Here is a 25,502-nt window from a genome sequence, read left to right on the forward strand (position 1 = left end):
TGGGACCCCTCCCGCCTTTACCTCACAGGTCACGGTATTTTCGCCCGTGAAGGGGGGGAATCATCTTTTAGGGTTACTGTTGCATGTACCGTGTACGGCGCACCTGGGTCAGGCGTCGACTTCGACCGAGGTCATCGCCTGCCGCACCGCGTCGACAAGCTGCGAGGGCGTATAGGGCTTGGTCAGCCAGCCAAGCGGCTTGGCATGGGCGCAGCGTCCGGCCGAGACGCTATCGAGGTTGCCGGTGGCGAAAATCGAGCGTGCACCGGTTTCGCGAAAAATCTGCATCGCGGCCTCGATGCCATCGTGCGGGCCCGCCAGCCGGATATCCGTTACGGCCAAGTCTGGGTGATAAAGCCGTGCCAGTTTCACGGCCCGGTCCGCGGTATCGGCGATGCCGACGACGCGGAAGCCTTCCTCGATCAGGGCGGATTCCATCATCTCGGCGATCAGGGGATTGTCCTCGATCAGCAGGATGCGCGGTTTCACGGCAAGCCGCAGATCGGACGGCTCTGTTTCCTCAGGTTCAGTCGGGAAGACAGCGGGCGTGTTAGCGGAGTGAAACATGTGCTTCCCCTTTCCTCAGGGCCGCAGGGCGCCGCATTCTGTGCACCAGCGTAGCCGCATGGCCAGCGGTCTTCTCGCAGGTCACAGTTTTGTTTCGAAGCAAATCCGGTGGTTGAAAACTACTGTGCCGGGCGCGAGCGCCTGACTCACTTGCCACGCTGCTTGCGGGTGGCGGCTGCCTTCTTGGCGGCTTTCTTGCGCGCCGCCTTCGGCCGTGCCGCAGAAGCCGCGCCGCCTTTCTTGCCGCCCTTTTTCGAGGCGCTGCGATTTTCTGTCTTGCCGCGACCCGAACCGCTTTTCTTGCCGCCGCCGCTTTCCTTGTTCACTGTCGCCCTGGCGCGGTGCTCGGCTTCCTCCTTGCCGACGCCGCGTTTCTCATAACCTTCCTCGATATGTTCGGCCTTACGCTTCTGTTTCGACGTGTAGCTGGATTTGTCGCCCCTTGGCATGCCGGTCTCCCTTAACGGCGGAACTACGCTGTTATCAGAAGGCCAACGCGGGGCGTTGCCGCAGGTTCACGCTCCAGCGCAGCCATGAGAAACTTGTCACAGCACGCTCCCGGCCATCGAGGTCCACGAGAGGTGCGACCGTGTCGTCAGTTGCCGGGCCGGGCCCGCTGCTTTTCGCTGATCGTCTGCCGGATCGCGACAGCGAGGTCGGTATTCCGGTAGGGCTTCTGCAGAAACGGCCACTCTGTTGCCGGCTGGGCGCTGTTTGGCACGCCGGCGGCATTCGCCGATGTCAGCAGGATCGGCAGTTGCGGATACTGCGCCGAGACTTCCGCGGCAAGCTGATAGCCGTTGAAGGAGCCGGGCATGGCAATATCGGAGAAGATCAGGGTGATGTCCCTGGCGCCCTGCAAAGTTGCCACGGCCTCATCGCCATTCCTGGCTTCGAGTACGGCATATCCGAGGTCATGCAGGAAAGCTGAAACGGAAACGCGAACGGCTGGGTCATCTTCGACCACCAGAATCCGCTCGCCGGCCTGCGCTTTCGGCATGTCAGCCGGAATCCCAGGCTCGGCCTGCGGTTCAAGCGCGGCGAGAAGGCGAGGCAGCAGGATCTGGATCGTCGTGCCTTTGCCAACAGTGCTGCTGAGCCGGATGTATCCGCCGGACTGGCGCACGAAGCTGTAGATGATGCTGAGGCCGAGGCCGGTGCCCTTGCCGACTTCTTTCGCGGTGAAGAACGGCTCGAACACCTTGTCGATATGGGCGGGCGGAATGCCGATGCCAGTATCGGTCACGCTCAGGGAGACATAATCCCCGGCGGGAACGTCGCTGCCAGTGGCCGTCCTGATCGCGATGTTGCGCGTCTCCACTGTGAGATGGCCGCCTTCCGGCATGGCATCGCGCGAATTGACGGCCAGATTGACGAGGGCGGATTCCAGCTGGATCGGATCGGCATAGACAGGCCAGAGATCCGGCGCGCGCAGGACATCCAGGAAGATCGTGTCGCTGATCAGTCGGCGCAGAATGACCTCGGTGTCGCCCACCAGGGTATTGAGGTCGAGTGGCCGAGGTTCGAGTTGCTGGTGGCGAGCGAAGGACAGCAGGCGCTTGGTCAGGTCGGCGCAGCGCAGCGCGCCAGTCAGGGCCAAGTCTATATTGCGCAGAACGGGGTTGCCGGGATCCGCCGTGCGGCGCATCCGGTCCAGGCTGGAAATTACCACGGTCAGCATATTGTTGAAGTCATGCGCGATGCCGCCGGTCAGGCGGCCCAGCGAATCCATCTTCTGGCCATGCACGGCCTGCTGTTCCAGCATGCGGCGGTCGGAAACGTCCAGCCAGCTGCCGACGATCTCCGGTGCAGTGCCGTCGCCGCGCGCAATGTAAACCGCGTGATTGAGAAAGTAGCGGGAGGCGCCGTCTGCACACAGCCAGCGATATTCCGTGACGGCGCTGCCGGTCTCCGGCAGCCGCTCGAAAAGCTGCCTGACCTGCGTCTGATCGTCGGGGTGAATGCGGTCAAACCAGAAGCCGGGCTCGAGAAAGTGCTCGGCCGCGAAACCGGATGGTCCCCGCACGGTCTCGCCGATTTTCAGCCGGGCCTGGAACGGTGCATCGGCCGGCATGGAATACAAGGCAATCGGCAGCGACCGCAGGATCAGCGCCTGGCCTTCTTCGACGCGCAGCAAGGCCATTTCCGCAGCCAGACGGCTTGCCTGTGCCTGCTGGTTTTCCAGCAGAAGGCGGCGTTCCTGCTCGACCTTGTGGCTGATCTCGCGGGTCTTCTTGTACAGATCGACAAAGACCGCGACTTTCGAGCGCAGGATGAATGGCTCGATCGGTTTAAAAACATAATCGACGGCGCCGGCCGTGTAGCCCTTGAACTCATGCACTTCATTACGGCTGACGGCGGTGAGGAAAATGATCGGAATGTGGCGCGACCGCTCGCGGCTCCGCACCAGGTCAGCCGTTTCGTAGCCGTCCATGCCCGGCATCAGCACGTCCATCAGGATCAGGGCACATTCGTTATGCAGGAGGTAGCGCAGCGCCTCCTCGCCGGACCGGGTGAACACCAGCTCCTCGCCGAGCTCTTCCAGGATCACCTGCAGGGCCGTGAGATTCCGCTCATCGTCATCGACGATCAGGATCTTGGCCTTATCGGGCGCCGCATCCTCGGACGTTACGCCGCCCAGGCCGGTATCCGGCACCGCAGTCTCGGCTTGCATGGAGGCCTGGTCCTGCATCACATCACCGGCTCACTCGCCCGCCATGGCATGAATCTGGCTGCGCAGAACCCAGACGCGGAGCAGGGAGACCAGATGATCGACGTCGACGGGCTTTGAGATGTAGTCCGACGCGCCGGCCTCCATGCATTTCTGGCGGTCCCCTTTCATGGCTTTCGCCGTCACGGCGATCAGCGGCAGGCCGCGCAGTTGCTCCTGCTGGCGGATAACGCCCATGGTCTGGTAGCCGTCCATGTCCGGCATCATGATGTCGATCAGGGCGATGTCGATATCGGGTTCATTCAGCAGGATCTGCACGCCATCGCGGCCGCTCTCGGCATAGATGACCCGTACGTCATGCTGCTCCAGCACGCTGGTGAGCGAGAAGATATTGCGGATGTCGTCGTCGACGATCAGCACCTTCTTGCCGCGCAGGACCGGGTCCTTCTGGCGAATCTGGCCGATCAGGTTGCGCTGATCGTTCGTCATGCCGCTGAGCGCCTGATGCAGGAAGAGTGAGGTTTCCTTCAGCAGCTCGCCCTTGCCCTTGGCTTCCAGCAGCAGGTCGTTCCGCACCGCGCGGGCAATATTGCCAGAGGATGCCATGCTCTGGTCGGAGTAGATGATGACAGGGATATGGTCGCCACCCTGAGCCGCGCGATACTCTCGCACCATGCCGGCCGACTCATCGTCGAAGGAGGCTGCATCGATCACGATGCAGTCTGGCGTCATGGCTTCGAAACAGGCGGCCAGCGCCGCCTTCGAGGAGGCGACAGTGACGTTGATATCCGCCGTCTGCACCATTTTCGCGGTGGCTTCGGCATGTGTGGCACTCTGGTCGAACAGCAGCAGCGACCGTGTGTGGTTCTGCGAATAGTGGCTGATGCCTTCCAGTGCAGCCAGCAATGTGTCGCGGTCGGCCGGCTTGCCGGTAAAGCCGTGGGCCCCCAGCATCAATCCGTCGGCCTGCAGGTCGTCGCCAGAGATCATGTGAACCGGAATATGGCGGGTGGCGGGCTCGCGCTTCAGCAGGTCGAGCAGCGCAAGGCCATCCATGTCGGGCAGGCCGACATCCAGCGTGATGGCGCTGGGCTGATAGCGCTTTGCCAGTGCCAGGACGCCGGCGCCGGTGGTGGCGACAATGCCCTTGGCGCCGCGTCCCCGCACAAGATCAAGCAGGACGGAGGCGAAACCGTGGTCGTCCTCGACAATCAGCACGACCGGATCCCCAGGCTGGAGGCGGTCGCGATCATCGTCGATCTCGATCGGGGCCAGCAGGGCAAGGCCGGCATCGGCACCGCTGTTGATGTAGCGTGCCGGCGACCGGCTGAAATGATGATGTTCGATGGCGGGCTGGAAATCGAGCGGCAGGTACAGGGTAAAGGAACTGCCGCGACCCGGCATGCTGGTGACCTGGATTTCACCTTCCAGCAGACGGGCGATTTCACGGCTGATCGACAGGCCGAGGCCGGTGCCGCCGTATTTGCGGCTGGTGGTGCCGTCGGCCTGCTGGAAGGCCTCGAAGATCAGGCGCTGCTTGTCTTCGGGGATGCCGATGCCGGTATCGGTGACGGAAATCGCCAGCGCGGCGCTGGTCACGTTGCCCAGCCGGTGGGAGGAGGCCCAGTTATGCGGAGCGACGGTTGCGCTCAGGGTGACGCCGCCTTCATGGGTGAACTTGAAGGCATTGGACAGCAGGTTCATCACCACTTGCTGCAACCGCTTCTCGTCGGTGCGGATGGTGGCCGGAACGTTGTCAAACCGGATGTTGAAGCTGAGTTTCCGGTCGTTGGCGATCTGCGTGAAGGTGCGCTCCATATGCATCCGCAGATTCTCGAGCGGCAGGTCACCCACATCCAGGGTGACGGTACCGGACTCGATCTTCGACAGGTCGAGAATGTCGTTGATGAGCGACAGAAGGTCTGAACCGGCCGCGTGGATGGTGCGGCAGAAATCGGTCTGCTTGTCGGTCAGGTTGCCGTCCGGGTTGTCGGACAACAGCTTGCTGAGAATCAGCAGGCTGTTCAGCGGCGTGCGCAGTTCATGCGACATGTTCGCCAGGAACTCGGATTTGTACTTCGAGGTAAGGGCGAGCTGCTCGGCTTTTTCTTCCACGGCGCTGCGCGCCATTTCGATTTCTATATTCTTGGTCTCGACCTGCTTTTTCTCATTCGACAGCAGGATCGCCTTTTCCTGAAGCTCTTCGTTGGTGCGACGCAACTCGTCCTGCTGGTTTTTGAGCAGCTCCTCGGATTCCCGCAGCGACTTGGCCTGCAGTTCCAGTCGGTCATTCGTCGTCTTCAGTTCTTCCTGCTGGCTCTGCAGCTCGCGGGTCAGCAGCTGCGACTGCTGCAGCAGGCCTTCGGTACGCATCGTGGCTGCGATGGTGTTCAGCACGATGCCGATGCCTTCCATCAGCTGATCAAGGAAAAGCTGATGCGCATCGCTGAAGGTGCTGAAGCTGGCCAGCTCGATCACCGCATTGACTTCGCCTTCGAACAGCACCGGCAGTACCAGGATGCTGGCCGGCGGCGCATCGCCGAGCGCCGAGCCGATGCGGAGATACTGTTCGGGCACGGCCGGCAGCAACATGCGGCGCTTGTCGGCCGCGCACTGGCCGATCAGGCCTTCGCGCAGGCGAATCTTCGTTGCCAGTTCGGCCTGTTTCCCGGCCGCGTAGGAAGCGACCAGGTCGAGCGTGACGACATCATCATCGCGATTGGTGACGTAGAAGACCGCATGTTGCGCGTTCACCAGCGGTGCAAGCTCGGACAGGATGAGGTTGGTCACCGTGTTGAGGTCACGTTCGCCCTGCAGCATGCGCGAGAAGCGGGCGAGATTGGTCTTGAGCCAGTCCTGTTCGGTATTCTTGAGGGTGGTGTCCTTCAGGTTGCGGATCATCTCATTGATGTTGTCTTTCAGCACCGCAACTTCGCCCTGGGCTTCCACGGTGATGGACTGAGTCAGGTCGCCCTTGGTCACGGCAGTCGCCACTTCCGCGATGGCGCGCACCTGGGTCGTCAGGTTGGCCGCGAGCTGGTTGACGTTATCCGTCAGATCGCGCCACAGGCCTGCGGCGCCGGGCACCTTGGCCTGGCCGCCCAGCTTGCCGTCGATGCCGACTTCGCGCGCCACGTTGGTGACCTGGTCGGCGAAGGTTGCCAGCGTCTCGATCATGAAGTTGATGGTGTCGGCCAGCGCGGCGATTTCGCCCTTGGTTTCCACCTCCAGCTTGCGGGTCAGATCGCCCTTCGCCACGGCGGTCACCACTTCGGCGATGCCGCGCACCTGATTGGTCAGGTTCTCCGCCATCATGTTGACGTTGTCGGTGAGGTCTTTCCAGGTGCCGTCGACGCCTTCCACGCGGGCCTGGCCGCCCAGCTTGCCTTCGGTGCCGACTTCGCGGGCGACGCGGGTCACTTCCGAGGCAAACGAATTGAGCTGGTCCACCATGGTGTTGATGGTGACCTTGAGCTGAAGGATTTCGCCCTTCACGTCCACGGTGATCTTTTTCGACAAGTCGCCGGTCGCCACGGCGGTGGTGACTTCGGCGATGTTACGCACCTGGCCGGTCAGGTTGGCGGCCATGAGGTTGACGTTGTCGGTGAGGTCTTTCCAGGTGCCGGCGACGCCTTCCACGCGGGCCTGGCCGCCGAGATTGCCTTCGGTGCCGACTTCGCGCGCCACGCGGGTCACTTCCGAGGCAAACGAATTGAGCTGGTCCACCATGGTGTTGATGGTGTTCTTGAGCTCCAGAATCTCGCCCTTCACATCCACGGTGATCTTTTTCGACAAGTCGCCCTGCGCCACGGCGGTGGTGACTTCGGCGATGTTGCGCACCTGGCCGGTCAGGTTGGTGGCCATGGCGTTGACGTTGTCGGTGAGGTCTTTCCAGGTGCCGGCGACGCCTTCCACGCGGGCCTGGCCGCCGAGATTGCCTTCGGTGCCGACTTCGCGCGCCACGCGGGTCACTTCCGAGGCGAACGAATTGAGCTGGTCCACCATGGTGTTGATGGTGTTCTTGAGCTCCAGAATCTCGCCCTTCACATCCACGGTGATTTTCTTGGACAGGTTGCCCTGCGCCACGGCGGTGGTGACTTCGGCGATGTTGCGCACCTGGCCGGTCAGGTTGGTGGCCATGGCGTTGACGTTGTCGGTGAGGTCTTTCCAGGTGCCGGCGACGCCTTCCACGCGGGCCTGGCCGCCGAGATTGCCTTCGGTACCGACTTCGCGCGCCACGCGGGTCACTTCCGAGGCGAACGAATTGAGCTGGTCCACCATGGTGTTGATGGTGTTCTTGAGCTCCAGAATCTCGCCCTTCACATCCACGGTGATCTTTTTCGACAAGTCGCCCTGCGCCACGGCGGTGGTGACTTCGGCGATGTTGCGCACCTGGCCGGTCAGGTTGGTGGCCATGGCGTTGACGTTGTCGGTGAGGTCTTTCCAGGTACCGGCGACGCCTTCCACGCGGGCCTGGCCGCCGAGATTGCCTTCGGTGCCGACTTCGCGCGCCACGCGGGTCACTTCCGAGGCAAACGAATTGAGCTGGTCCACCATGGTGTTGATGGTGTTCTTCAGCTCCAGAATCTCGCCCTTCACGTCCACGGTGATTTTCTTGGACAGGTTGCCCTGCGCCACGGCGGTGGTGACTTCGGCGATGTTGCGCACCTGGCCGGTCAGGTTGGTGGCCATGGCGTTGACGTTGTCGGTGAGGTCTTTCCAGGTACCGGCGACGCCTTCCACGCGGGCCTGGCCGCCCAGCTTGCCTTCGGTGCCGACTTCGCGCGCCACGCGGGTCACTTCCGAGGCAAACGAATTGAGCTGGTCCACCATGGTGTTGATGGTGTTCTTGAGCTGGAGGATTTCGCCCTTCACGTCCACGGTGATCTTTTTCGACAAGTCGCCGGTCGCCACCGCGGTGGTGACTTCGGCGATGTTGCGCACCTGGCCGGTCAGGTTGGTGGCCATGGCGTTGACGTTGTCGGTGAGGTCTTTCCAGGTGCCGGCGACGCCTTCCACGCGGGCCTGGCCGCCCAGCTTGCCTTCGGTACCGACTTCGCGGGCGACGCGGGTCACTTCCGAGGCGAAGGAACCGAGCTGATCCACCATGGTGTTGATGGTGTTCTTGAGCTGAAGAATCTCACCCTTCACATCCACGGTGATCTTTTTCGACAGATCACCTTTCGCCACAGCCGTCGTCACTTCGGCGATGTTACGGACCTGGCCGGTCAGGTTGGCAGCCATCAGGTTGACGTTGTCGGTGAGGTCCTTCCAGGTGCCGGCCACACCGCGCACGCGGGCCTGACCGCCGAGATTGCCTTCGGTGCCGACTTCGCGCGCCACGCGGGTCACTTCCGAGGCGAAGGAACCGAGCTGGCCCACCATGGTGTTCACGGTCTTGCCGATGCGCAGGAATTCGCCGCGCAGAGGCCGGCCGTCGATTTCCAGCTGCATGGTTTGCGACAGGTCGCCGCGCGCCACGCTGCCAATCACGCGCGACACTTCGATGGTCGGCTGCACCAGGTCGCCGATCAGCGAATTGACCGAGGCAACGCACGAATGCCAGCCGCCTGTGGCGCCGGGCAGAGCGCCGCGCTGCCCGATCTTGCCGTCCTTGCCGACCGCAACGCCGAGGCGCTCGAATTCGCTCGCCATCATCGCATTCATCTGCACGACATCGTTGAAGGCGGCGGCGATTTCGCCTTCGATGCCAGTCAGATCGTCGGCGAGCCGCACCGAGAAGTCGCCGCGTCGGAACGCGCGCAGCGCAGCCAGAAGGTTACGGGATTGCGGATCGGGAAGAGTTGCTGTTTGCGACATGTCAGGTCATCCAGGTGAGCCGGGCAGCGGAAAAGCCCAGACAATAGAACCGGGTTGTCGAAGGTGCGGCACACAGTCACAGACGCTGCGGCCCCTGTGCAAGGCCGATTTCTGGTGCATCGGAGGCCGCAACTGGCAATCTACGCCCTTGCGATTCCTGTAAGCGTTCTGCTTGTGCGACAAGCTGTGCGGACCCTGGACCGGCAGGCTGTCCGCACCAAAGTCGAATGCGCGAAAAGGCGCGAAGAAATTCAGTTGCTGGCTGAGAACAATTGGCAGATTATTTCGTTCGAGCACGGTCCTTTTGTGGATCCGCACAGCGAAAGCCTTGCCCATGTCGTTCAAACGCATCCTGTTCGTCGACGATGAAATGCTGCTCCGCATGGCCATGGTGCCAGGGCTGGAAGAGGCCGGGTATGTCGTCGACGAGGCCGGCACGGGGAAACGCGCGCTGGAAATTTTTCGCGCCGCGTATGCCGGGATTTCCTGCGCGGTCATCGACATCGGCCTGCCTGACATGAAGGGCGACAGCCTCGTTGGCGAATTTCGCAAATTGTCGCCGCATCTGGGTATCGTGCTGGCGACGGGATATGGCGATGCCGAGCTCGTAAGGGCGTTCAGCGCCGATCCCGGCGTGCGGGTTGTTGCCAAGCCGTATTTTACCGAAGACCTGTTGGCAGCGATCGCCTCGGTCGGGCTGGTGATACCGCCTGCCGCTGAGACCGAGAGGCCGGCCATCGGACCGGCATGATCGCAACTGCCGGCGGGGTACAGCCTGCCGGTTTCAGGAATTGCGATGCAGCTTTGGGTTTTCCCGCCCCTGGTCGGATATGGCATCCGAACATTCCCCCGAATATTCCTGCTTAAGGGGGAAACGAAGCTTTACAGAAAGAGTTCCGAGCCTGTCGCACTCTTTTATGTAGCTGATTTATATAGATTATCTTAATCATGTCCGGCTGAACCGACTGTGTGGATCGTGCGCTGGGGTGATTACAGACCGGCAAAGCGGCCGCCGATAAATCTGAAACTGCCAATTGCTGGCCCGCGACTGTCTGGCCGTGAAGGTCAGCCCTTGCGGCCGCTGGAATAGCTGAGTCGCTGCGTCTGTACCGCATCGGGTGTGCGGTCGGCCTCGGCATTGAGCCGGAAACCAGCAGTATTATCGCAGCGCGGAACGCCTGGCCGTCTCGAAATTTATCAGAAAACCGGCAAATCAGGCATTCTGGGCGATGCTTTGCCGCAGTGGTCTGTCAACAATTATCCGTAGTTTGTCTACTGTTGACAAGTCTAAGTTCCATATGCTCTTGATCCTCGACTGAGGAAACGCGCGCTGCAACGACAGCGCTGATGAGCAGGAATTGGTATGACGGGTCGGCACGACGTCATTGCGCATACGGTACTGGTCGCCAATCGCGGGGAAATCGCGATCCGCATCTGCCGTGCCGTGGCAGAGCTCGGCTGGCGCAGTGTTGTCGTTTACTCCGAAGATGATGCGGCGGCGCTGCATACGCGGCAGGGCGATGTCGCGATTGCGCTGGGCGCGGCCGGCAGTGCCGCCTATCTCGATATCGCCAGGCTGATTGCGGTGGCGCGCCAGCACGGCTGCACGATGGTGCATCCCGGCTATGGCTTCCTCAGCGAACGCGCCGATTTCGCCCTGCAGTGCGAAGATGCCGGACTTATCTTTGCCGGCCCGAAGCCCGGAACGCTGGCCACCTTCGGCAACAAGGCCGAAGCCCGCAAACTGGCCGCTGATTGCGATGTGCCTCTGCCGCGGGGAACCGGGCTGCTGTCATCGGGTGATGACGCGCTTGCTTTCATGCAGACGCTGGGGCCGCAGGCCGTGATCATGTTGAAGGCGGCTGCCGGTGGCGGTGGCCGAGGTATCCGGATCGTGCGCGATCCGGCCAGTCTGGCGGTGGATTTCGCGCGCTGCAGCTCGGAGGCCACGGCAGCCTTCGGCAATGGCGACGTTTATGCCGAGGAATTCGTCGAGACTGCCCGGCATATCGAAGTTCAGCTGGCCGGCGACGACCATGGCAATGTCGTTGTGCTCGGCGATCGCGAATGCAGTCTGCAGCGCCGGCAGCAGAAGCTGATCGAACTGGCGCCGTCGCCGGGTCTTGGCGTGAAGACACGGCGTGCGCTGTATGCCGCAACGCTCAGGATGGCGAAGCGCGTCAACTATCGCGGTCTTGGCACTTTCGAATTCCTGGTCCGCGTAGCGGACCAGGATGACAAGGCCGACATCCGTTTCATGGAGGTCAATCCGCGGCTGCAGGTCGAGCACACAGTGACCGAACAGGTCACCGGCGTGGATCTGGTGCAGCTGCAACTGCGCATTGCTGCGGGCGACACGCTTGACCGCAGCCGGCTGCCGGACCCTGAACGTCCCGTTGGCATGGCCATGCAGTTGCGCATCAACGCTGAAACCATGCGGCCGGACGGCACGGCGACACCCTCAACCGGGACTATCTCTGCACTTGACCTGCCGGCCGGGCCGGGTCTGCGCGTCGATAGCGCCGCCTATGTCGGTTATCCGCTCGGCGCCAGCTTCGATTCGCTGCTGGCGAAGGTGATCGTGCACACGACGGCGCAGGATTATGCGGCTCTGGTCCGCAAAGCCTACCGCGCGTTGCGCGAAACGCATATTGGCGGCATTGCCAGCAACCTGGATTTTCTGCGCGCCTTGCTGCGCCATCCACAGGTGGCGGCCAATCAGGTGCATACGCGCTTCATTGACGACAATATGGCCGAACTGGCTGGCGATGCCGCGACAGCGCATCCACTGCTGGTCTTCCCGCGCACGGGCGCCAGCCAGGTGCAGCCCCAGGCGGCAACGATGGCGACAGCACTGGCGGGGCCTGCAGGCACGCAGCCTGTCCTGTCGCCGATGACCTGCCGTGTCGTCGATATCCTGGTGCAGGTCGGCGATGAGGTGAAGGTCGGTCAGCCCCTGGTCGTCACCGAAGCCATGAAGATGGAATTCGTGGTTGAGGCGGCCTTCGGCGGCACCGTTGTCGTAGTCGCTGCCGGCAAGGGCGCGCCGCTCGCCGAGGGCAGCGCCGTGCTGCATATCCTGCCAAATGGCAGCGTCGCCAATGATGAAGCGCGGGCGACGACCGAGCAGGATCTCGACCTGATCCGCGACGATCTTGCCACAGTGATGGCCGCCCATGCGCGGCTCGAAGATGCGGCGAGGCCGGATGCGGTCGCCCGTCGGCGCAAGACCGGCCAGCGCACGGCACGCGAGAATGTTGCGGACCTCTGTGATAGTCGCAGCTTCCAGGAATATGGCGGGCTTGCCGTCGCGGCGCAGACCAGCCGCCGCGAAGCTGAGGAATTACAGCGCATCAGCCCGGCAGATGGCCTGATCACCGGCGTGGGCACGGTGAATGCCGATCAGTTCGGCGCCGATCGCACGCGCTGCGCCGTGCTGGCCTACGACTACACGGTGTTTGCCGGCACGCAGGGCGTGATGGCCCATACGAAGAAGCGGCGCATCTTCCGGCTCGCCACGAAATGGCGCCTGCCGGTGATCATGTTTGCCGAAGGCGGTGGTGGCCGGCCTGGCGATACCGACGATAACGGCCATCTCAGGCTCCATAACGCCAGCTTCTGGGCGCTGGCCCGGCTCAGCGGCGAAGTGCCGATCGTATCAATCGTCTCGGGTCGTTGTTTCGCCGGTAATGCGGCGCTGGCCTCCTGCGCCGATGTGATCATTGCCTGCGAGAACGCCTCCATCGGCATGGGCGGTCCCGCCATGATCGAGGGTGGCGGGCTGGGTGTGGTGGCGGCCGAGGATGTCGGTCCGGTGGCGATGCAGTCGCGCAACGGCGTCGTCGATATCGTGGTGAAGGATGAAGCCGCCGCCGTCGTCACGGCCAGGAAATTCATCGGCTACTTCCAGGGTCCGCTGAAGGACTGGACATGTGCCGATCAGCGGCATCTGCGGCATATCGTGCCGGAGGAGCCGCGCCGCGCCTATAACATGCGCACCGTGATCGAGGCGCTGGCCGATACGGACTCGGTGCTGGAACTGCGCCCGACCTTCGGCGTCGGCATCATCACGGCCCTGGTCCGGATCGCCGGGCAGCCCATCGCCATCATCGCCAACAATCCGGCGCATCTTGCCGGTGCCATCGATGCCGAGGCGACCGACAAGGCAGCACGGTTCTCCGATCTGGCGGAAACCCTGCGCCTGCCGCTGCTCACGCTTTGCGACACGCCGGGCTTCATGGTGGGACCTGATGCGGAGAAGGAGGCCCTGGTCCGGCGTGCGGGCCATATGTTCGTCAGCGGTTCCAAACGCACCGTACCGCAATTCATGGTCGTGGTGCGCAAGGCCTATGGGCTTGGCGCGCTGGCCATGGTGGGCGGCAATTCCTTCGAACCGCTGTTCTGCGTTGCCTGGCCGACCGGCCATTTTGGCAAGATGGGCCTCGAGGGTCAGGTCAAGCTGGCCTATCGCAAGGAACTGGATGCGATCCCGGATCCTGTTGCACGCGAGGCGCGGATTCGGCAGATGGTGGCCGACCTGCATGATCGCGGCAGTGCCCTCAACTCCGCGCCATATCTGTCGATTGACGACGTCATCGATCCCGCAGAGACGCGCGACTGGATTCTCGCCGGCCTGCAGATCGCCCGGCAGCGCGGTGATCTCATGGCACGGCAGCGCGCCACCACAGACCCGGAGCCCTTCGGCTCGGCCTGGTTCGGCTGAGGGGGATGACGTGACCGCCATACTGCCGCAGCACCAGCATAAACCGACAGGTAATGCGAATGACGCCGTGCCGGTCGTCAGCATCGAGGATGTGAAGGTTCATTTTCCGGTGGCAAGGCGCAGCACGCTGCGTGCCATCGACGGTGTCAGCCTGCAGGTTTTCGAAGGCGAAGTCCTCGGCATCATCGGCGAATCCGGTTCAGGCAAGTCCACCCTGGGCCGGGCCATCGTCGCGCTGCAGAAGGTCACGGCCGGCCGTATCCTCTGCGACGGCGTCGATCTGGGGCGGCTACGTGGCAAGGCATTGCGTGAGCGCCGTCGCGGCTACCAGATTGTTTTCCAGGATCCCGATGGCGCCCTGAACCCCCGGCTCACCATCCTGCAGAGCGTGCGCGAACCTATCGACATCGAAAGGCAGGGAACACAGGACGAGCGCAATCATAGGGCCATGGCCTGCCTCGACCAGGTCGGCCTCGGGCCGGATTTCGCAAACCGCTATCCGCACCAGCTGTCGGGCGGGCAGAAGCAGCGCGTGATCATCGCCCGCGTGCTCACCATGCGACCGCGCGTCGTGGTCTGCGATGAGGCAGTCGCAGCACTCGATGTCTCAATCCAGGCGGAAATCATCAACCTGTTCGCCGGGCTGCAGCAGAAACTGGGCCTGACCTACGTCTTCATCTCGCATGACCTGAATATCGTGGCGCATCTCAGCTCGCGCATCGCCGTGATGTATCTCGGCGTGGTGGTCGAACTGGCTCCGGTGGAAGATCTGCTCAGCAAACCACTGCATCCCTATACGCTCAGCCTGCTGCAGTCGCGGCCAGATCCGGTGCCCGCCTCGATGCGGACCACGCAGCGCGAGACCCTGAAAGGCGAGATTCCGAGCGCGCTGGCGCCGCCATCGGGTTGCCGGTTCCGCACGCGCTGCCCTCGCGCAGAAAAGATTTGCGAAGACGAGGTTCCGGCCTGGGACAATCCGGAGCCCGGCCGATGGGTTGCCTGCCATTTCGCCGGTGATCACCGGACGAAAGAGTTCAGTTGAAGTCGCGTGAAGAACGACAGGACACGACGGAAAAACAAGGAGAGGGAAGAATGTCGAACGAGAAACAAATGAATATCGGCCAGATGACGGTGAACCGTCGTGAGTGGCTGCAGATTCTTGGCATTTCCGCGGCCGGTTCGATGGCGGCAGGTCTGCCTTTTGGTGCCAGTTCGGCGCAGGCGCAGAAGCGCGGCGGCACCCTGAAGATCGCCTCGCCGCACAACCCGACCAGCATGGATCCCATCGCTGGCCGTCATGGCAGCGATCACATTCTGCTGTTCCCGGTGTTTGAAGCCCTTATCAATATCGACCTTGATACCCTGATGCCCAAGCCGGGCCTGGCGGAGTCCTGGGCGACACCGGATGCGACCACGCTGGTGCTGAATCTCCGGCGCGATGTCAAATTCCACGACGGCACGCCCTTCAATGCCGAAGCAGCCCGCTTCAACCTCGAGCGTGCCCGCACCGACAACAAGTCGCGGGTGAAGATCGACCTGATTTTCGTGAAGTCGATTGACGTCACCGGGGACTATCAGATCACCCTGAGGCTGTCTGAGCCCGACGTGGTGCTGCTGTCCGTGCTGTCGGATCGCGCCGGCATGATGTCGTCGCCGAAGGCGGTGCAGGAGGCCGGCGACCGTTATGACCGTCTCCCGGTCGGCACCGGTCCGTGGCGCATGGACAGCTGGCTGGATGCGGAAAAGATCACCTACAGCCGCTTCGCCAGCTACTGGAACAAGAACACCGCTTACGTCGACAAGCTGGATGTTTCGATTATTACTGAAGTCAACACGGCGCTGCGCACGGTGACGTCGAAGCAGAATGACTTCGTCTTCCAGCTGGCGCCACAGCAGATTCCGATTGTCGAACGCTCGGGCCTGACGCTTGCCAAGGGCCAGACGGTCGCGACCTATCACCTGTACCTGAATTACGCCAAGGCGCCGCTGGACAACGTCAAGGTCCGGCTTGCCATGTGTCATGGCATCGACCGCAACGAATTCAATCAGCTGACCATGGGTGGCTATGCCGAGCCGACCATCCAGACGCTGCCGAAGTCGCATTGGGCCTACAACAAGGAGCTGGAAGGCACCTACCAGTATGACCCGGCGCTGGCACGTCGCCTGCTGGCGGAGGCGGGCTACCCGAACGGCGTCGACATCGAAATGTACATCTACAATGACCAGCGCTCGCAGCAGCGTGGAGAAGTTCTGGTCGAGCAGTACAAGCGGTCGAATATCCGGATCCAGCTTCGCGCCGTCCCGGGCAACGAACTGGGCGCCAAGTATATGGGCGAGCAGCTCGGCAATGCGGCCTTCTCGGTTTACACCGGCCGCACCGATCCGAGTCAGTTCTTCAGCATCATGTTCGACCCCAAGTCGTTCATCAATGCGTCGCGCATGTGGGGTGTTCCGGAACTGGAGAAGGCGATGACGGAATGCCGCACCACCTTCGACCAGGAGGAGCGGCGCAAGGCCATCGGCCGTGCCCTCAAGATCATCCATGAGAACGCGCTCTATGTGCCGGTCATCCTGCAGGTCGACATTGCAGCGATGCAGCCGAAGGTGAAGGGCTACAAGCCCAACATCCTGGGTAAGCCGCGCTTCGAAGATGTCTATCTCGAAGGTTGACCGGACCACGGGAGACTAAGCATGAGGGCGAAGCGGATTGGACGATTGGTCGGACACAGCCTGCTGCAGGCCGGGCCGGTGCTTGTCGTGGCCACATTCATGGTCTTCGCCCTCATGCAGCTCGTCCCCGGCGACGTGGCGATCGCGCTGGCCGGTGAAAACGCCACCCGCGACCGCGTGGAAGAAATCCGCGTTCTCTACGGACTCGACAAACCGATCCTGGAACAATACGGCAGCTGGCTCTGGAAGATGGCGCAGGGCGACATGTCGGTCTCCATGCTCTCGGCTGAGCCAGTCTTCGACTCGATCCAGCGCCGCCTGCCCGTGACACTGCTAATTGTCGGGCTGGCCATGCTGGTTTCCCTTGCGATCGGCATTCCGCTCGGCATCACGGCCGCGGTACGTCCACGTTCTCTGATCGACTCTTTCGTGACCGCATTTGCATCACTGGGTATTGCGCTGCCCAGTTTCTGGCTGGGAATGATCCTGGTCTCGATCTTCGCCATGAGCCTGAACTGGTTCCCGGTCTCCGGCATGGTGAAGATGGCGACGAATCCCTGGGGCGCAGTCTGGCATTCCATCCTGCCGGCCGTTGCACTGGCCGCCAGCGGTGTCGCCGAAGTGGCTCGGCAAACGCGTAGTGCCTTGCTCGAGGTCCAGTCCTCGCAATACATGCGCACACTGCTGGCAAAGGGTCTGCCACAGTCGAGGATTTTCTGGAAACACGGCTTGAAAAATATCAGCGTCACGCTGCTCACGGTCATCGGGCTGCTGTTCAACCGGCTGCTGGGCGGCACAGTCGTGATCGAAGCGGTCTTCGCGATTTCCGGGATGGGCAGCCTCGTTGTCTCCGCCGCCACCGGCAAGGACTATCCCGTGATCCAGGGCGTGATGCTGACCATGGTGGTGATCGTGGTGGCCGTGAATCTTGCCATCGAAATTCTCTACGCCGTGTTTGATCCCAGGGTTATGAAACGATGAGCCAGTTGAAAATCGCCTCATTCGCGGGCGCTGCCGTGCTGCCCAAGGCGACGCCGGGCATCTACCTGTTTTTGCGCAAGCTGGGTTTCTATCTCAGCCTCGGCTACCTGGTGTTCCTGGTGCTGCTGGCGATCTTTGCCCCCTGGATCGCGCCGCATACGCCCACCCTGCAGAATCCGTCGGATGTGCTGCTGCCGGCCGACGGCAATTATCTGCTCGGCACCGACGACCTGGGCCGCGATGTATTCAGCCGGCTGATCTGGGGCGCGCCACTTACACTCTACGGCAGCATCCTGGCCGTGCTGGTTGCCTGCTGCATCGGGCTGCCTTTTGGTCTGATTGCCGGTTTCAGCGGCGGCTGGATCGATGCCGCGATCAGCCGCACCGTTGATACCATGCTCTCCTTCCCGGCTATCGTGCTGGCCATCGGCGTGACAGGCGTGCTGGGCGTCGGGCAGACCAACAGCATGATCGCGATCGGCATTGTCTTCTCACCGACCATCGCACGTCTGGTGCGCGGACAGACGCTGATCGGCCGCGAGGCACTCTATGTCGATGCCGCACGCTGCTTCGGCGCCAGCAGCACGCGCCTGATCGTCCGGCACATTCTGCCCAATGCGATCCAGCCGGTGATTGTGCAGGTCACGCTGCTGCTCGCCACTGCGCTTCTGGCTGAGGCAAGCCTGAGCTTCCTGGGTCTGGGTGTGCAGCCGCCACAGCCGAGCTGGGGCGCTATGCTGGCGCGTGCCTATCATTACATGGAGATCGCCCCGTCGCAGATGTATGCGCCCGGCATCGCGATCCTGGTGACGGCGCTCAGCTTCAACACGCTCGGTGAAAATCTCCGGGTCATCCTCGATCCGACGAGACGGCGCTGAGATGGCCATGAGCAGTCCCATGCAGCAAGCGCACAGTGACAGCCAGACCAAGCCGCTCCTGGACGTACGGAATCTCAACATCTTCTTCGAGATGCCCTACGGCATGGTGCCAGCAGCCAGCGAGATCAGCTTCTCGGTCAATCCTGGCGAACGTGTCGGCATCGTCGGCGAAAGCGGCTGCGGCAAGACCATCACGGGGCTTTCGCTGCTCGGCCTGCTGCCGCCGCAGATCGCCCGGGTCTCCGGCAGCGCCATCTTCGAGAACCAGAATCTGCTGACTATGCAGCGGTCGCAGTTGCGCCGGATATCCGGCGCGGGCATCGGCATGATCTTCCAGGAGCCGATGCGGGCACTCGACCCGGTCTTCACCATCGGGGAGCAGATTTCAGAGACGTTACAGGCGCATGCCAATGTGAGCCGCCGTGAGGCGCGCCTGCGTACCATCGACGCGCTGGCCGAAGTCGGCATCCCGTCGCCTGAACGGCGTTACGACGATTATCCGCATGCCTTGTCTGGCGGCATGCAGCAGCGTGTGATGATTGCGATGGCTCTGATCTGCCAGCCCAAGCTGCTGATCGCTGACGAACCGACCACGGCGCTCGATGTCACGGTGCAGGCCCAGATCATCGACCTGCTGCACAAGATCAGCGATGAGCGCGGTACGGCGCTGCTGTTCATCACCCACGATCTTGGCGTGGTGGCCGAGCTTTGCACCCGCGTGCTGATCCTCTATGCGGGCCAGATCGTCGAGGATGCATCGATCGAGAGTGTATACCGTTCGCCCAGGCATCCCTATACCTCGGCACTGTTCCAGTCGATGCCGCGTCTGAGTCTGCGCGGCAAGCCGCTGCCGTCCATCGGGGGCCGTGTTCCCAGCTTCGCGAATATGCCGGATGGCTGCCGTTTCCGGGAGCGCTGCGCGCATGCGCAGCCTGGCTGCATGCTGAAACCGGAAATCGAAACTTTCGACGAGCGTCGGGTGCGCTGTTTCCGCGCACGCGAACTCACCCTGCCTGGCGCCGTAGCCTGATCAACGAGAGGAGCTGAACTGATATGGGTCCGTTGAAGGGGCTTAAAGTGATCGAGATGGCCGGGATCGGCCCGGGGCCGTTCTGCGCGATGATGCTGTCGGATATGGGCGCGGATGTCATCCGTATCGACCGCGCCGATGCCGTCGGGGCCAAGGGCGAGCGCGATCCGCGTTTTGAAATACTCAATCGCGGGCGCCCCTCTATCGCTCTCGATCTCAAGAAGCCGCAGGCCATCGAGCTCGTACTAAAGTTGGTGAAGGATGCCGATGTCCTGATGGAAGGCTTCCGGCCCGGCGTCATGGAGCGTCTGGGCCTCGGGCCGGCGGAGTGCGCCAAGGTGAACCCGAAGCTGGTCTACGGCCGCATTACGGGTTGGGGCCAGGACGGGCCGCTGGCCCAGGCCGCAGGCCACGACATCAATTACATCGCTATCACCGGTGCGCTGAACGCCATCGGTCGTGGCGGCGAGGCGCCGGTGCCACCGCTCAACCTGGTCGGCGATTTCGGCGGTGGCTCGATGTACATGCTGTTCGGCATTCTGTGTGCCCTGTGGGAGCGCGAGCGATCAGGGACCGGGCAGGTGGTCGATGCCGCCATCGTCGATGGCGTCAATTCGCTGTCCAGCTTCCTGTTCGGTGCACTTGCCCGCAACGGGTGGGTCAACGAGCGCGGCGCCAATGTGCTCGACGGCGGCCGGCCCTGGTATGACAGCTACCAGACCAAAGACGGCGGCTATATCTGTATCGGCCCGATTGAAGCGCGCTTCTACCAGCTGTTCCTCGAACGTGTTGGCTTGGCCGGTGAAGGCCTGCCCGACCAGAACGATCCCGCCGGCTGGCCTTTGCTGCGCGAACGTTTCACCGCGCTGTTTAAAACCAAAACGCGCGACGAGTGGTCCAGCCTGCTCGAAGGGACGGACGCCTGCTTTGCACCAGTGCTCAGCATCACCGAGGCGCCGAATCATCCGCACAATGCCGCGCGCGGCAATTTCACCGAGATAGACGGCGTGACGCAGCCGGTGCCGGCACCGCGCTTCAGTCGTACGAAAGCAGAGATTGCCGGCCCGGCCTCGCGCGCGGGTCAGAAGACGCGCGTCGGCCTTGCCGGCTGGGGGATTTCAGACACCGACATCCAGACACTGCTGGATGAAAAAGTGGCCGTGCAGGCGGCGGGTTGAGGTTCAGTCATGGCGATTTCCTACGACGTGTTGAAGAACCGGTATTTCGAGCCCATCACGCAGGACTACGGCACGCGCGACACCATGCTCTACGCACTCGGCGTGTGCTGTGGCGACGATCCGACGGATGCGAAGGACCTGCGGTTTGTTTACGAGGAGAACCTGCAGGCATTGCCGACGATGGCGACGGTGCTGTGCTTCCCCGGGTTCTGGCTAAAACAGCCGGATACCGGTGTAAACTGGCAGCATGTGCTGCATGGCGAGCAGTTTCTCACCATGCATCGCCCGCTGCCGCCGAGCGGCAAGCTGGTCGGCAAGCAGCATATCGAGGAAATTGTCGATAAAGGCCCAGGCCGGGGTGCGCTGATCTATGTCAAGCGCGAGCTGAGCGACGCCGTGACCGGCGAGCCGGTCTGCACCGTGGGCCTGTCGAGCTTTGCGCGCGCTGATGGCGGTTTTGGCGGCCCATCGGGTCCGGCGAGGCCGGCGCACCAGATTCCGGAGGGTGCGCCGGATATGGTATGCGACCTGCGCACCTGGAAGCATTCCGGGCTGATCTATCGTCTGAATGGCGATTATAATCCGTTGCATGCCGATCCTGCGGTGGCGACAGCGGCTGGCTTCGAGCGGCCGATCCTGCATGGCCTGTGCACCTATGGCGTTGCCGGCCGCGCCCTGATCCGCAGCCTCTGCGACAATGACGCTTCGCGGCTGAAGCAGCTCAATGTGCGCTTCTCCGCTCCGGTCTATCCCGGTGAGACGATCCGTACCGAAATCTGGCAGCAGGGCCCGGGACTGGCCGCATTCCGCAGCCGTGCGGTCGAGCGCGACAAGGTCGTCCTCGATAACGGGATGCTGGTCTACGCATGAGCCCTGTGCAGACAAACACGCGCGCTATCGTGTCCGGCGATATGGTGCGCCCGATCGGCGAAGTCTCGCGTCGGGCCGGTCATATTGCCTTCGGCCTGAACCGTCTCGGCATCGGCCCCGGCACCGCTGTGGCGATCCTGATGCGCAACGAGATTTCATTTGTCGAAGTCAGCCAGGGCATCACCATGCTGGGCGCATATGCCGTGCCGCTGAACTGGCATCTGGCGCCGCCGGAAATCGAATACGTGCTGGGCGACTGTGCCGCGCAGGTGTTGTTCGTCCATGCCGATCTGCTTGATCTGGTGCCCCCGTCGGTTCTGGTCGACAACAAATTGACCGTGATCGTGGTCCGCACGCCAGAAGACGTCTGCAAGGCCTACCAGGTTTCACCTGCCAGGGCGGCGGTCCCGTCCGGGATGCTCGAACTGGAAAGCTGGATCGGCCTGCAGCAGGCCTGGACGGTGCCGCCCGTTCCGGCACCCGAAAGCATCATCTACACTTCCGGCACGACCGGAAAACCGAAAGGCGTGCGGCGCAATCCGCCCACGGCCGAACAGCGCCGCCGCCTCGACACCATGCGCGAGCAGGTCTATGGCCTGCGCGCCGGTATCCGGTTGCTGGTGCCGGCACCGATGTATCACGCCGCGCCGAATGTCTTCGCCATGGCTGGCGCCAAGGTTGCCGAGCATCTGGTGCTGATGCCGAAGTTCGACGCTGAGGATTTTTTGCGGCTGGTCGAACAGCACCGCATCACCAATATCGTGACGGTGCCGACCATGTTCGTGCGCCTGCTGCGGCTGCCCGAAGCGGTGCGCCGGCGCTATGACCTGAGATCGCTGCGGATGGTGCACCATGCCGCCGCACCATGCCCGCCGGACGTGAAGCGAGCCATGATCGAATGGTTCGGCCCGATCATCCATGAATGGTATGGCACGACGGAATCGAGCGTCGTCACCGCCTGTAACAGCGAGGAATGGCTGTCGCATCCGGGCACGGTGGGGCGTGCGATACCGGGAGCGCGCATCGAAGTGGTCGGGGAAGATGGTGCAGTGTTGCCGCCGGGCAGTCCGGGCGAGCTCTATGTCGGCCTCGATTTCCTGCCTGACTTCACCTACCACAATCGCAGTGAGGACCGGCAGCAGATCGGGCGCAACGGCCTGATCACCGGTGGCGATATCGGCTACCTGGATGCCGAGGGCTTCCTGTTCCTGTGCGACCGCAAGAAAGACATGGTCATTTCAGGCGGCGTGAACATCTACCCTTCGGAGGTGGAAGCCGCGCTGCTGTCGATGCCCGCGGTGCTGGACTGCGCGGTGATCGGCATTCCCGATGCGGAATTCGGCGAAGCCGTGTTGGCCCTGGTGGTACAGGACGGCAGCACCGACGAGGCCGCGATCCGCAAAGAGCTTGGCCAGAGACTGGCGCGATTCAAGTTACCCAAAGCGATCGAGTTTCGTGACAGCCTGCCGCGCGACGACGCCGGCAAGCTGCTCAAGCGCCGGCTGCGTGAGCCCTACTGGGAGAATGCCCCGCGGGTGATCTAGCGGCCGGTATTGCAATTGATAGTTCACAAAAATAGAGCAGTCAGGAGAAAGAAAATGACAACCGCAGAATGCCTGAAAGACAAGGTGATCGTCATAACCGGCGCTGGCCGTGGCATCGGCCGCGCCATTGCGTTGCTGGCAGCCGAACAGGGCGCCAAGGTGGTGGTCAACGATCTGGGCGGTGCGTCCGATGGTGAGGGCGGCGCCGATGCCTCGCCGGCCGAATCTGTTGTCGAGGAAATCCGCAAGGCGGGCGGCAAGGCCGTCGCGAATACCGACAGCGTCGCGGAAGCCTCCGGTGCCAACAACATCATCAAGACTGCGATCGACAGCTTCGGCCAGATCGACTGCGTGGTGAACAACGCCGGCATCCTGCGCGACCGTATCTTCCACCGCATGTCGGTGGTCGATTTCGAGATGGTGATCAAGGTCCATCTGCTCGGCAGCTTCTACGTCGCGCGCGCGGCGGCGCCATATTTCAAGGAGCAGAACAGCGGCTCCTATGTGCATTTCACCTCGACCTCGGGCCTGATCGGCAATTTCGGGCAGAGCAACTACGCGGCGGCCAAGCTCGGCGTCGTCGGCCTGTCCAAGGGCATCGCGATGGACATGCAGCGCTACAATGTGCGCTCCAACTGCATCGCACCATTTGCCTGGAGCCGGCTGATCGGCACCATTCCGACCGAGGGCGATCCGGAAAAGGAACGTCGTGTGCAGCGGTTGCAGGAAATGGGTCCGGAAAAGATCGCGCCGCTGGCGGTCTATCTCGCCAGCGACCTGTCCGAGAATGTGAGCGGGCAGATCTTCGGCTCGCGTATGAACGAAATCTTCCTGTTCAGCCAGCATCGGCCTATCCGCTCGACGCATCGCAGCGAAGGCTGGACGCCGCAGAGCATCGCCGAGCATGGTATGCCGGCGATGGAGAGCAACTTCCTGCCGCTCAGCCGCACGGCCGATATCATCGGCTGGGATCCGATCTGAGGAAGGCCGCCGGGCATGAGCACGCATAGCAGATCGTATATCGTCGGCGTCTACGAGCATCCGACGCGGAAAGCCACAGACAAATCGGTGGTGCAGCTCCACGCGGAATCCGCGCTCGGCGCCCTGCGTGACGCCGGGCTTACCGCGGCGGATGTTGATGGTTACTTCTGTGGTGGCGATGCGCCCGGCGGAATCCAGACTGTCGAGTATCTTGGCCTGAAACTGCGGCATTTCGATGCCACCGAGGCTGGCGGCGCCAGTTATGTACTGGATGTCGGTCATGCGGCACAGGCGATTGCGGCGGGTAAATGCAGCGTCGCGCTGATCACGCTGGGTGGCCGGCCGCGTTCCGAAGGTGTCGCCACGGGCACCACGCCGCGGATTTACAATGCGGCCTCGCCGGATGTGCCCTTCGAAGCCCCGTTCGGCGCCACGGTCGTCAACATGTATGCCATGTCGGCGGCGCGGCACATGTATGAATATGGCACCACGGGCGAGCAGTTGGCCTGGATCAAGGTCGCGGCCTCACATCATGCCCAGCACAATCCGAATGCGCTGCTGCGCGATGTGGTCACGGTGGAGGAGGTGATGGCCTCGCCGGTGATTGCCGATCCGCTGCGTCGGCTGGATTGCTGTGTCATCACCGATGGCGGCGGCGCCATCATTGTGGCGCGGGAAGATATCGCCCACCGGCTGAAACGGCCGCTGGTGAAAGTGCGGGGCACTGGCGAAGCGATCAAGCATAGTGCGGGCGGTCGCGTGGTCACGACCGTCTCTGCCGCTGCGGTTTCCGGTGCAACCGCCTTTGCCGAAGCCGGTATTACGCCCGCGGATATCGATTATGTCTCGCTCTACGACAGCTTCACCATTACGACGCTGATCCAGATCGAGGATCTCGGTTTCTGTGCCAAAGGCGAGGGCGGGCGGTTCGTCGCTGATGGCAACCTGATTTCCGGTGTTGGCAAGCTGCCATTCAATACGGACGGCGGCGGGTTGTGCAACAACCATCCGGCCAATCGCGGCGGCATCACCAAGGTGATCGAAGCCGTGCGCCAGTTGCGTGGCGAGGCGCATCCGAAGGTTCAGGTCAAGGATTGCCGCCTGGCCCTGGCCAATGCGATCGGCGGCGCGGCGCTGGCCAACCGGCATTGCAGCGCAACCCTGATTATGGAACGGGAGTGACCACGCCATGACTCAAGTCCAGCGCGAGGTGATGCCTCCCACAATCAGCCCGGAAACAGCACATTTCTGGGAAGCAGCACGCAACGGCAAGCTCGCCCTGCGTTACTGTCGCAGCTGCAAGCAGCATCATTACTATCCGCGTTCGATCTGTCCGCTGTGTTTCAGCGACGAGACCGAATGGCGCGACAGCCCGGGCCGCGGCGTGATCCACTCCTTTTCGGTCATGCGCAAAGCACCGGTTCCCTATGCGATTGCCTATATCGAGCTTGCCGAGGGCACGATGATGCTGAGCAACGTGATCAACTGCGATCTGGACGCTTTGGCGATCGGGCAACGCGTCAGGTTGCAGTTCCTGCCATTCGACGGCGGTGCGCTGCCGGTTTTCGAACCCGACGACGCAAAATAAA

General features: G+C 62.6%; 17 protein-coding genes. 13 read left to right on the forward strand and 4 right to left on the reverse strand.

Features of this window, described 5'->3' with window-relative positions:
* Positions 1–108: 108 nt before the first annotated feature.
* The 4 genes from FNB15_RS09695 to FNB15_RS09710 form a co-directional block, all read right to left on the reverse strand.
* A complete protein-coding gene (locus FNB15_RS09695) occupies positions 109–567 on the reverse strand; it encodes a response regulator (RefSeq protein WP_144068503.1) in 459 nt (152 codons plus the stop codon).
* 146 nt (positions 568–713) lie between these two features.
* Positions 714–1,016, reverse strand: a complete 303-nt coding sequence (locus FNB15_RS09700; protein ID WP_144068504.1) for a plasmid stabilization protein — start codon at positions 1,014–1,016, stop codon at positions 714–716.
* Positions 1,017–1,162: 146 nt separating this feature from the next.
* Entirely contained in the window at positions 1,163–3,241 is a 2,079-nt protein-coding gene (locus FNB15_RS09705; protein WP_144068505.1) for a response regulator, read from the reverse strand.
* 30 nt (positions 3,242–3,271) lie between these two features.
* Positions 3,272–9,058 carry a hybrid sensor histidine kinase/response regulator gene (locus FNB15_RS09710; protein ID WP_144068506.1) on the reverse strand — a complete coding sequence of 1,929 codons (5,787 nt, stop codon included), beginning with the start codon at positions 9,056–9,058 and terminating at the stop codon, positions 3,272–3,274.
* 334 nt (positions 9,059–9,392) lie between these two features.
* Between FNB15_RS09710 and FNB15_RS09715 the strand changes: the two genes are divergently transcribed.
* The 13 genes from FNB15_RS09715 to FNB15_RS09775 all read left to right on the forward strand — a co-directional run bounded on the left by FNB15_RS09715 (position 9,393) and on the right by FNB15_RS09775 (position 25,501).
* A complete protein-coding gene (locus FNB15_RS09715; RefSeq protein ID WP_144068507.1) occupies positions 9,393–9,809 on the forward strand; it encodes a response regulator in 417 nt (138 codons plus the stop codon).
* Positions 9,810–10,421: 612 nt separating this feature from the next.
* The gene (locus FNB15_RS09720) at positions 10,422–13,781 is read left to right on the forward strand and encodes an acetyl-CoA carboxylase family protein (protein ID WP_144068508.1); all 3,360 of its coding nucleotides are present in this window, start codon (positions 10,422–10,424) and stop codon (positions 13,779–13,781) included.
* A gap of 10 nt (positions 13,782–13,791) precedes the next feature.
* Entirely contained in the window at positions 13,792–14,823 is a 1,032-nt protein-coding gene (locus FNB15_RS09725; RefSeq protein WP_185973841.1) for an ABC transporter ATP-binding protein, read from the forward strand.
* Between the two features lie 50 nt (positions 14,824–14,873).
* Positions 14,874–16,451, forward strand: coding sequence for an ABC transporter substrate-binding protein (locus FNB15_RS09730; RefSeq protein ID WP_144068510.1), 1,578 nt, complete (start codon positions 14,874–14,876; stop codon positions 16,449–16,451).
* A gap of 21 nt (positions 16,452–16,472) precedes the next feature.
* Positions 16,473–17,432, forward strand: coding sequence for an ABC transporter permease (locus FNB15_RS09735; RefSeq protein WP_144068511.1), 960 nt, complete (start codon positions 16,473–16,475; stop codon positions 17,430–17,432).
* Positions 17,429–18,310 carry an ABC transporter permease gene (locus FNB15_RS09740; protein WP_144068512.1) on the forward strand — a complete coding sequence of 294 codons (882 nt, stop codon included), beginning with the start codon at positions 17,429–17,431 and terminating at the stop codon, positions 18,308–18,310. Before FNB15_RS09735 ends, FNB15_RS09740 begins: the two co-directional genes overlap by 4 nt.
* A 7-nt stretch (positions 18,311–18,317) precedes the next feature.
* Complete coding sequence (locus tag FNB15_RS09745; protein WP_246068835.1) at positions 18,318–19,340, forward strand: ABC transporter ATP-binding protein; 1,023 nt, start codon at positions 18,318–18,320, stop codon at positions 19,338–19,340.
* Positions 19,341–19,363: 23 nt separating this feature from the next.
* Positions 19,364–20,518: a CaiB/BaiF CoA transferase family protein gene (locus tag FNB15_RS09750; protein WP_144068514.1), complete on the forward strand. Its 1,155-nt coding sequence runs from the start codon at positions 19,364–19,366 to the stop codon at positions 20,516–20,518.
* 9 nt (positions 20,519–20,527) lie between these two features.
* Positions 20,528–21,388 (forward strand): MaoC/PaaZ C-terminal domain-containing protein, encoded by an 861-nt coding sequence (locus tag FNB15_RS09755; protein WP_144068515.1) that lies wholly within the window; start codon positions 20,528–20,530, stop codon positions 21,386–21,388.
* Entirely contained in the window at positions 21,385–22,932 is a 1,548-nt protein-coding gene (locus FNB15_RS09760) for an acyl-CoA synthetase (RefSeq protein ID WP_144068516.1), read from the forward strand. The genes FNB15_RS09755 and FNB15_RS09760 overlap by 4 nt, the downstream gene beginning before the upstream one ends.
* 54 nt (positions 22,933–22,986) lie before the next feature.
* A complete protein-coding gene (locus FNB15_RS09765; RefSeq protein ID WP_144068517.1) occupies positions 22,987–23,913 on the forward strand; it encodes an SDR family NAD(P)-dependent oxidoreductase in 927 nt (308 codons plus the stop codon).
* A gap of 15 nt (positions 23,914–23,928) precedes the next feature.
* Positions 23,929–25,095, forward strand: a complete 1,167-nt coding sequence (locus FNB15_RS09770) for a thiolase domain-containing protein (protein WP_144068518.1) — start codon at positions 23,929–23,931, stop codon at positions 25,093–25,095.
* 7 nt (positions 25,096–25,102) lie between these two features.
* Positions 25,103–25,501: a Zn-ribbon domain-containing OB-fold protein gene (locus FNB15_RS09775; RefSeq protein WP_144068519.1), complete on the forward strand. Its 399-nt coding sequence runs from the start codon at positions 25,103–25,105 to the stop codon at positions 25,499–25,501.
* Position 25,502: the final 1 nt, after the last annotated feature.

This window comes from Ferrovibrio terrae (assembly GCF_007197755.1).
GTDB classification, from domain to species: domain Bacteria; phylum Pseudomonadota; class Alphaproteobacteria; order Ferrovibrionales; family Ferrovibrionaceae; genus Ferrovibrio; species Ferrovibrio terrae.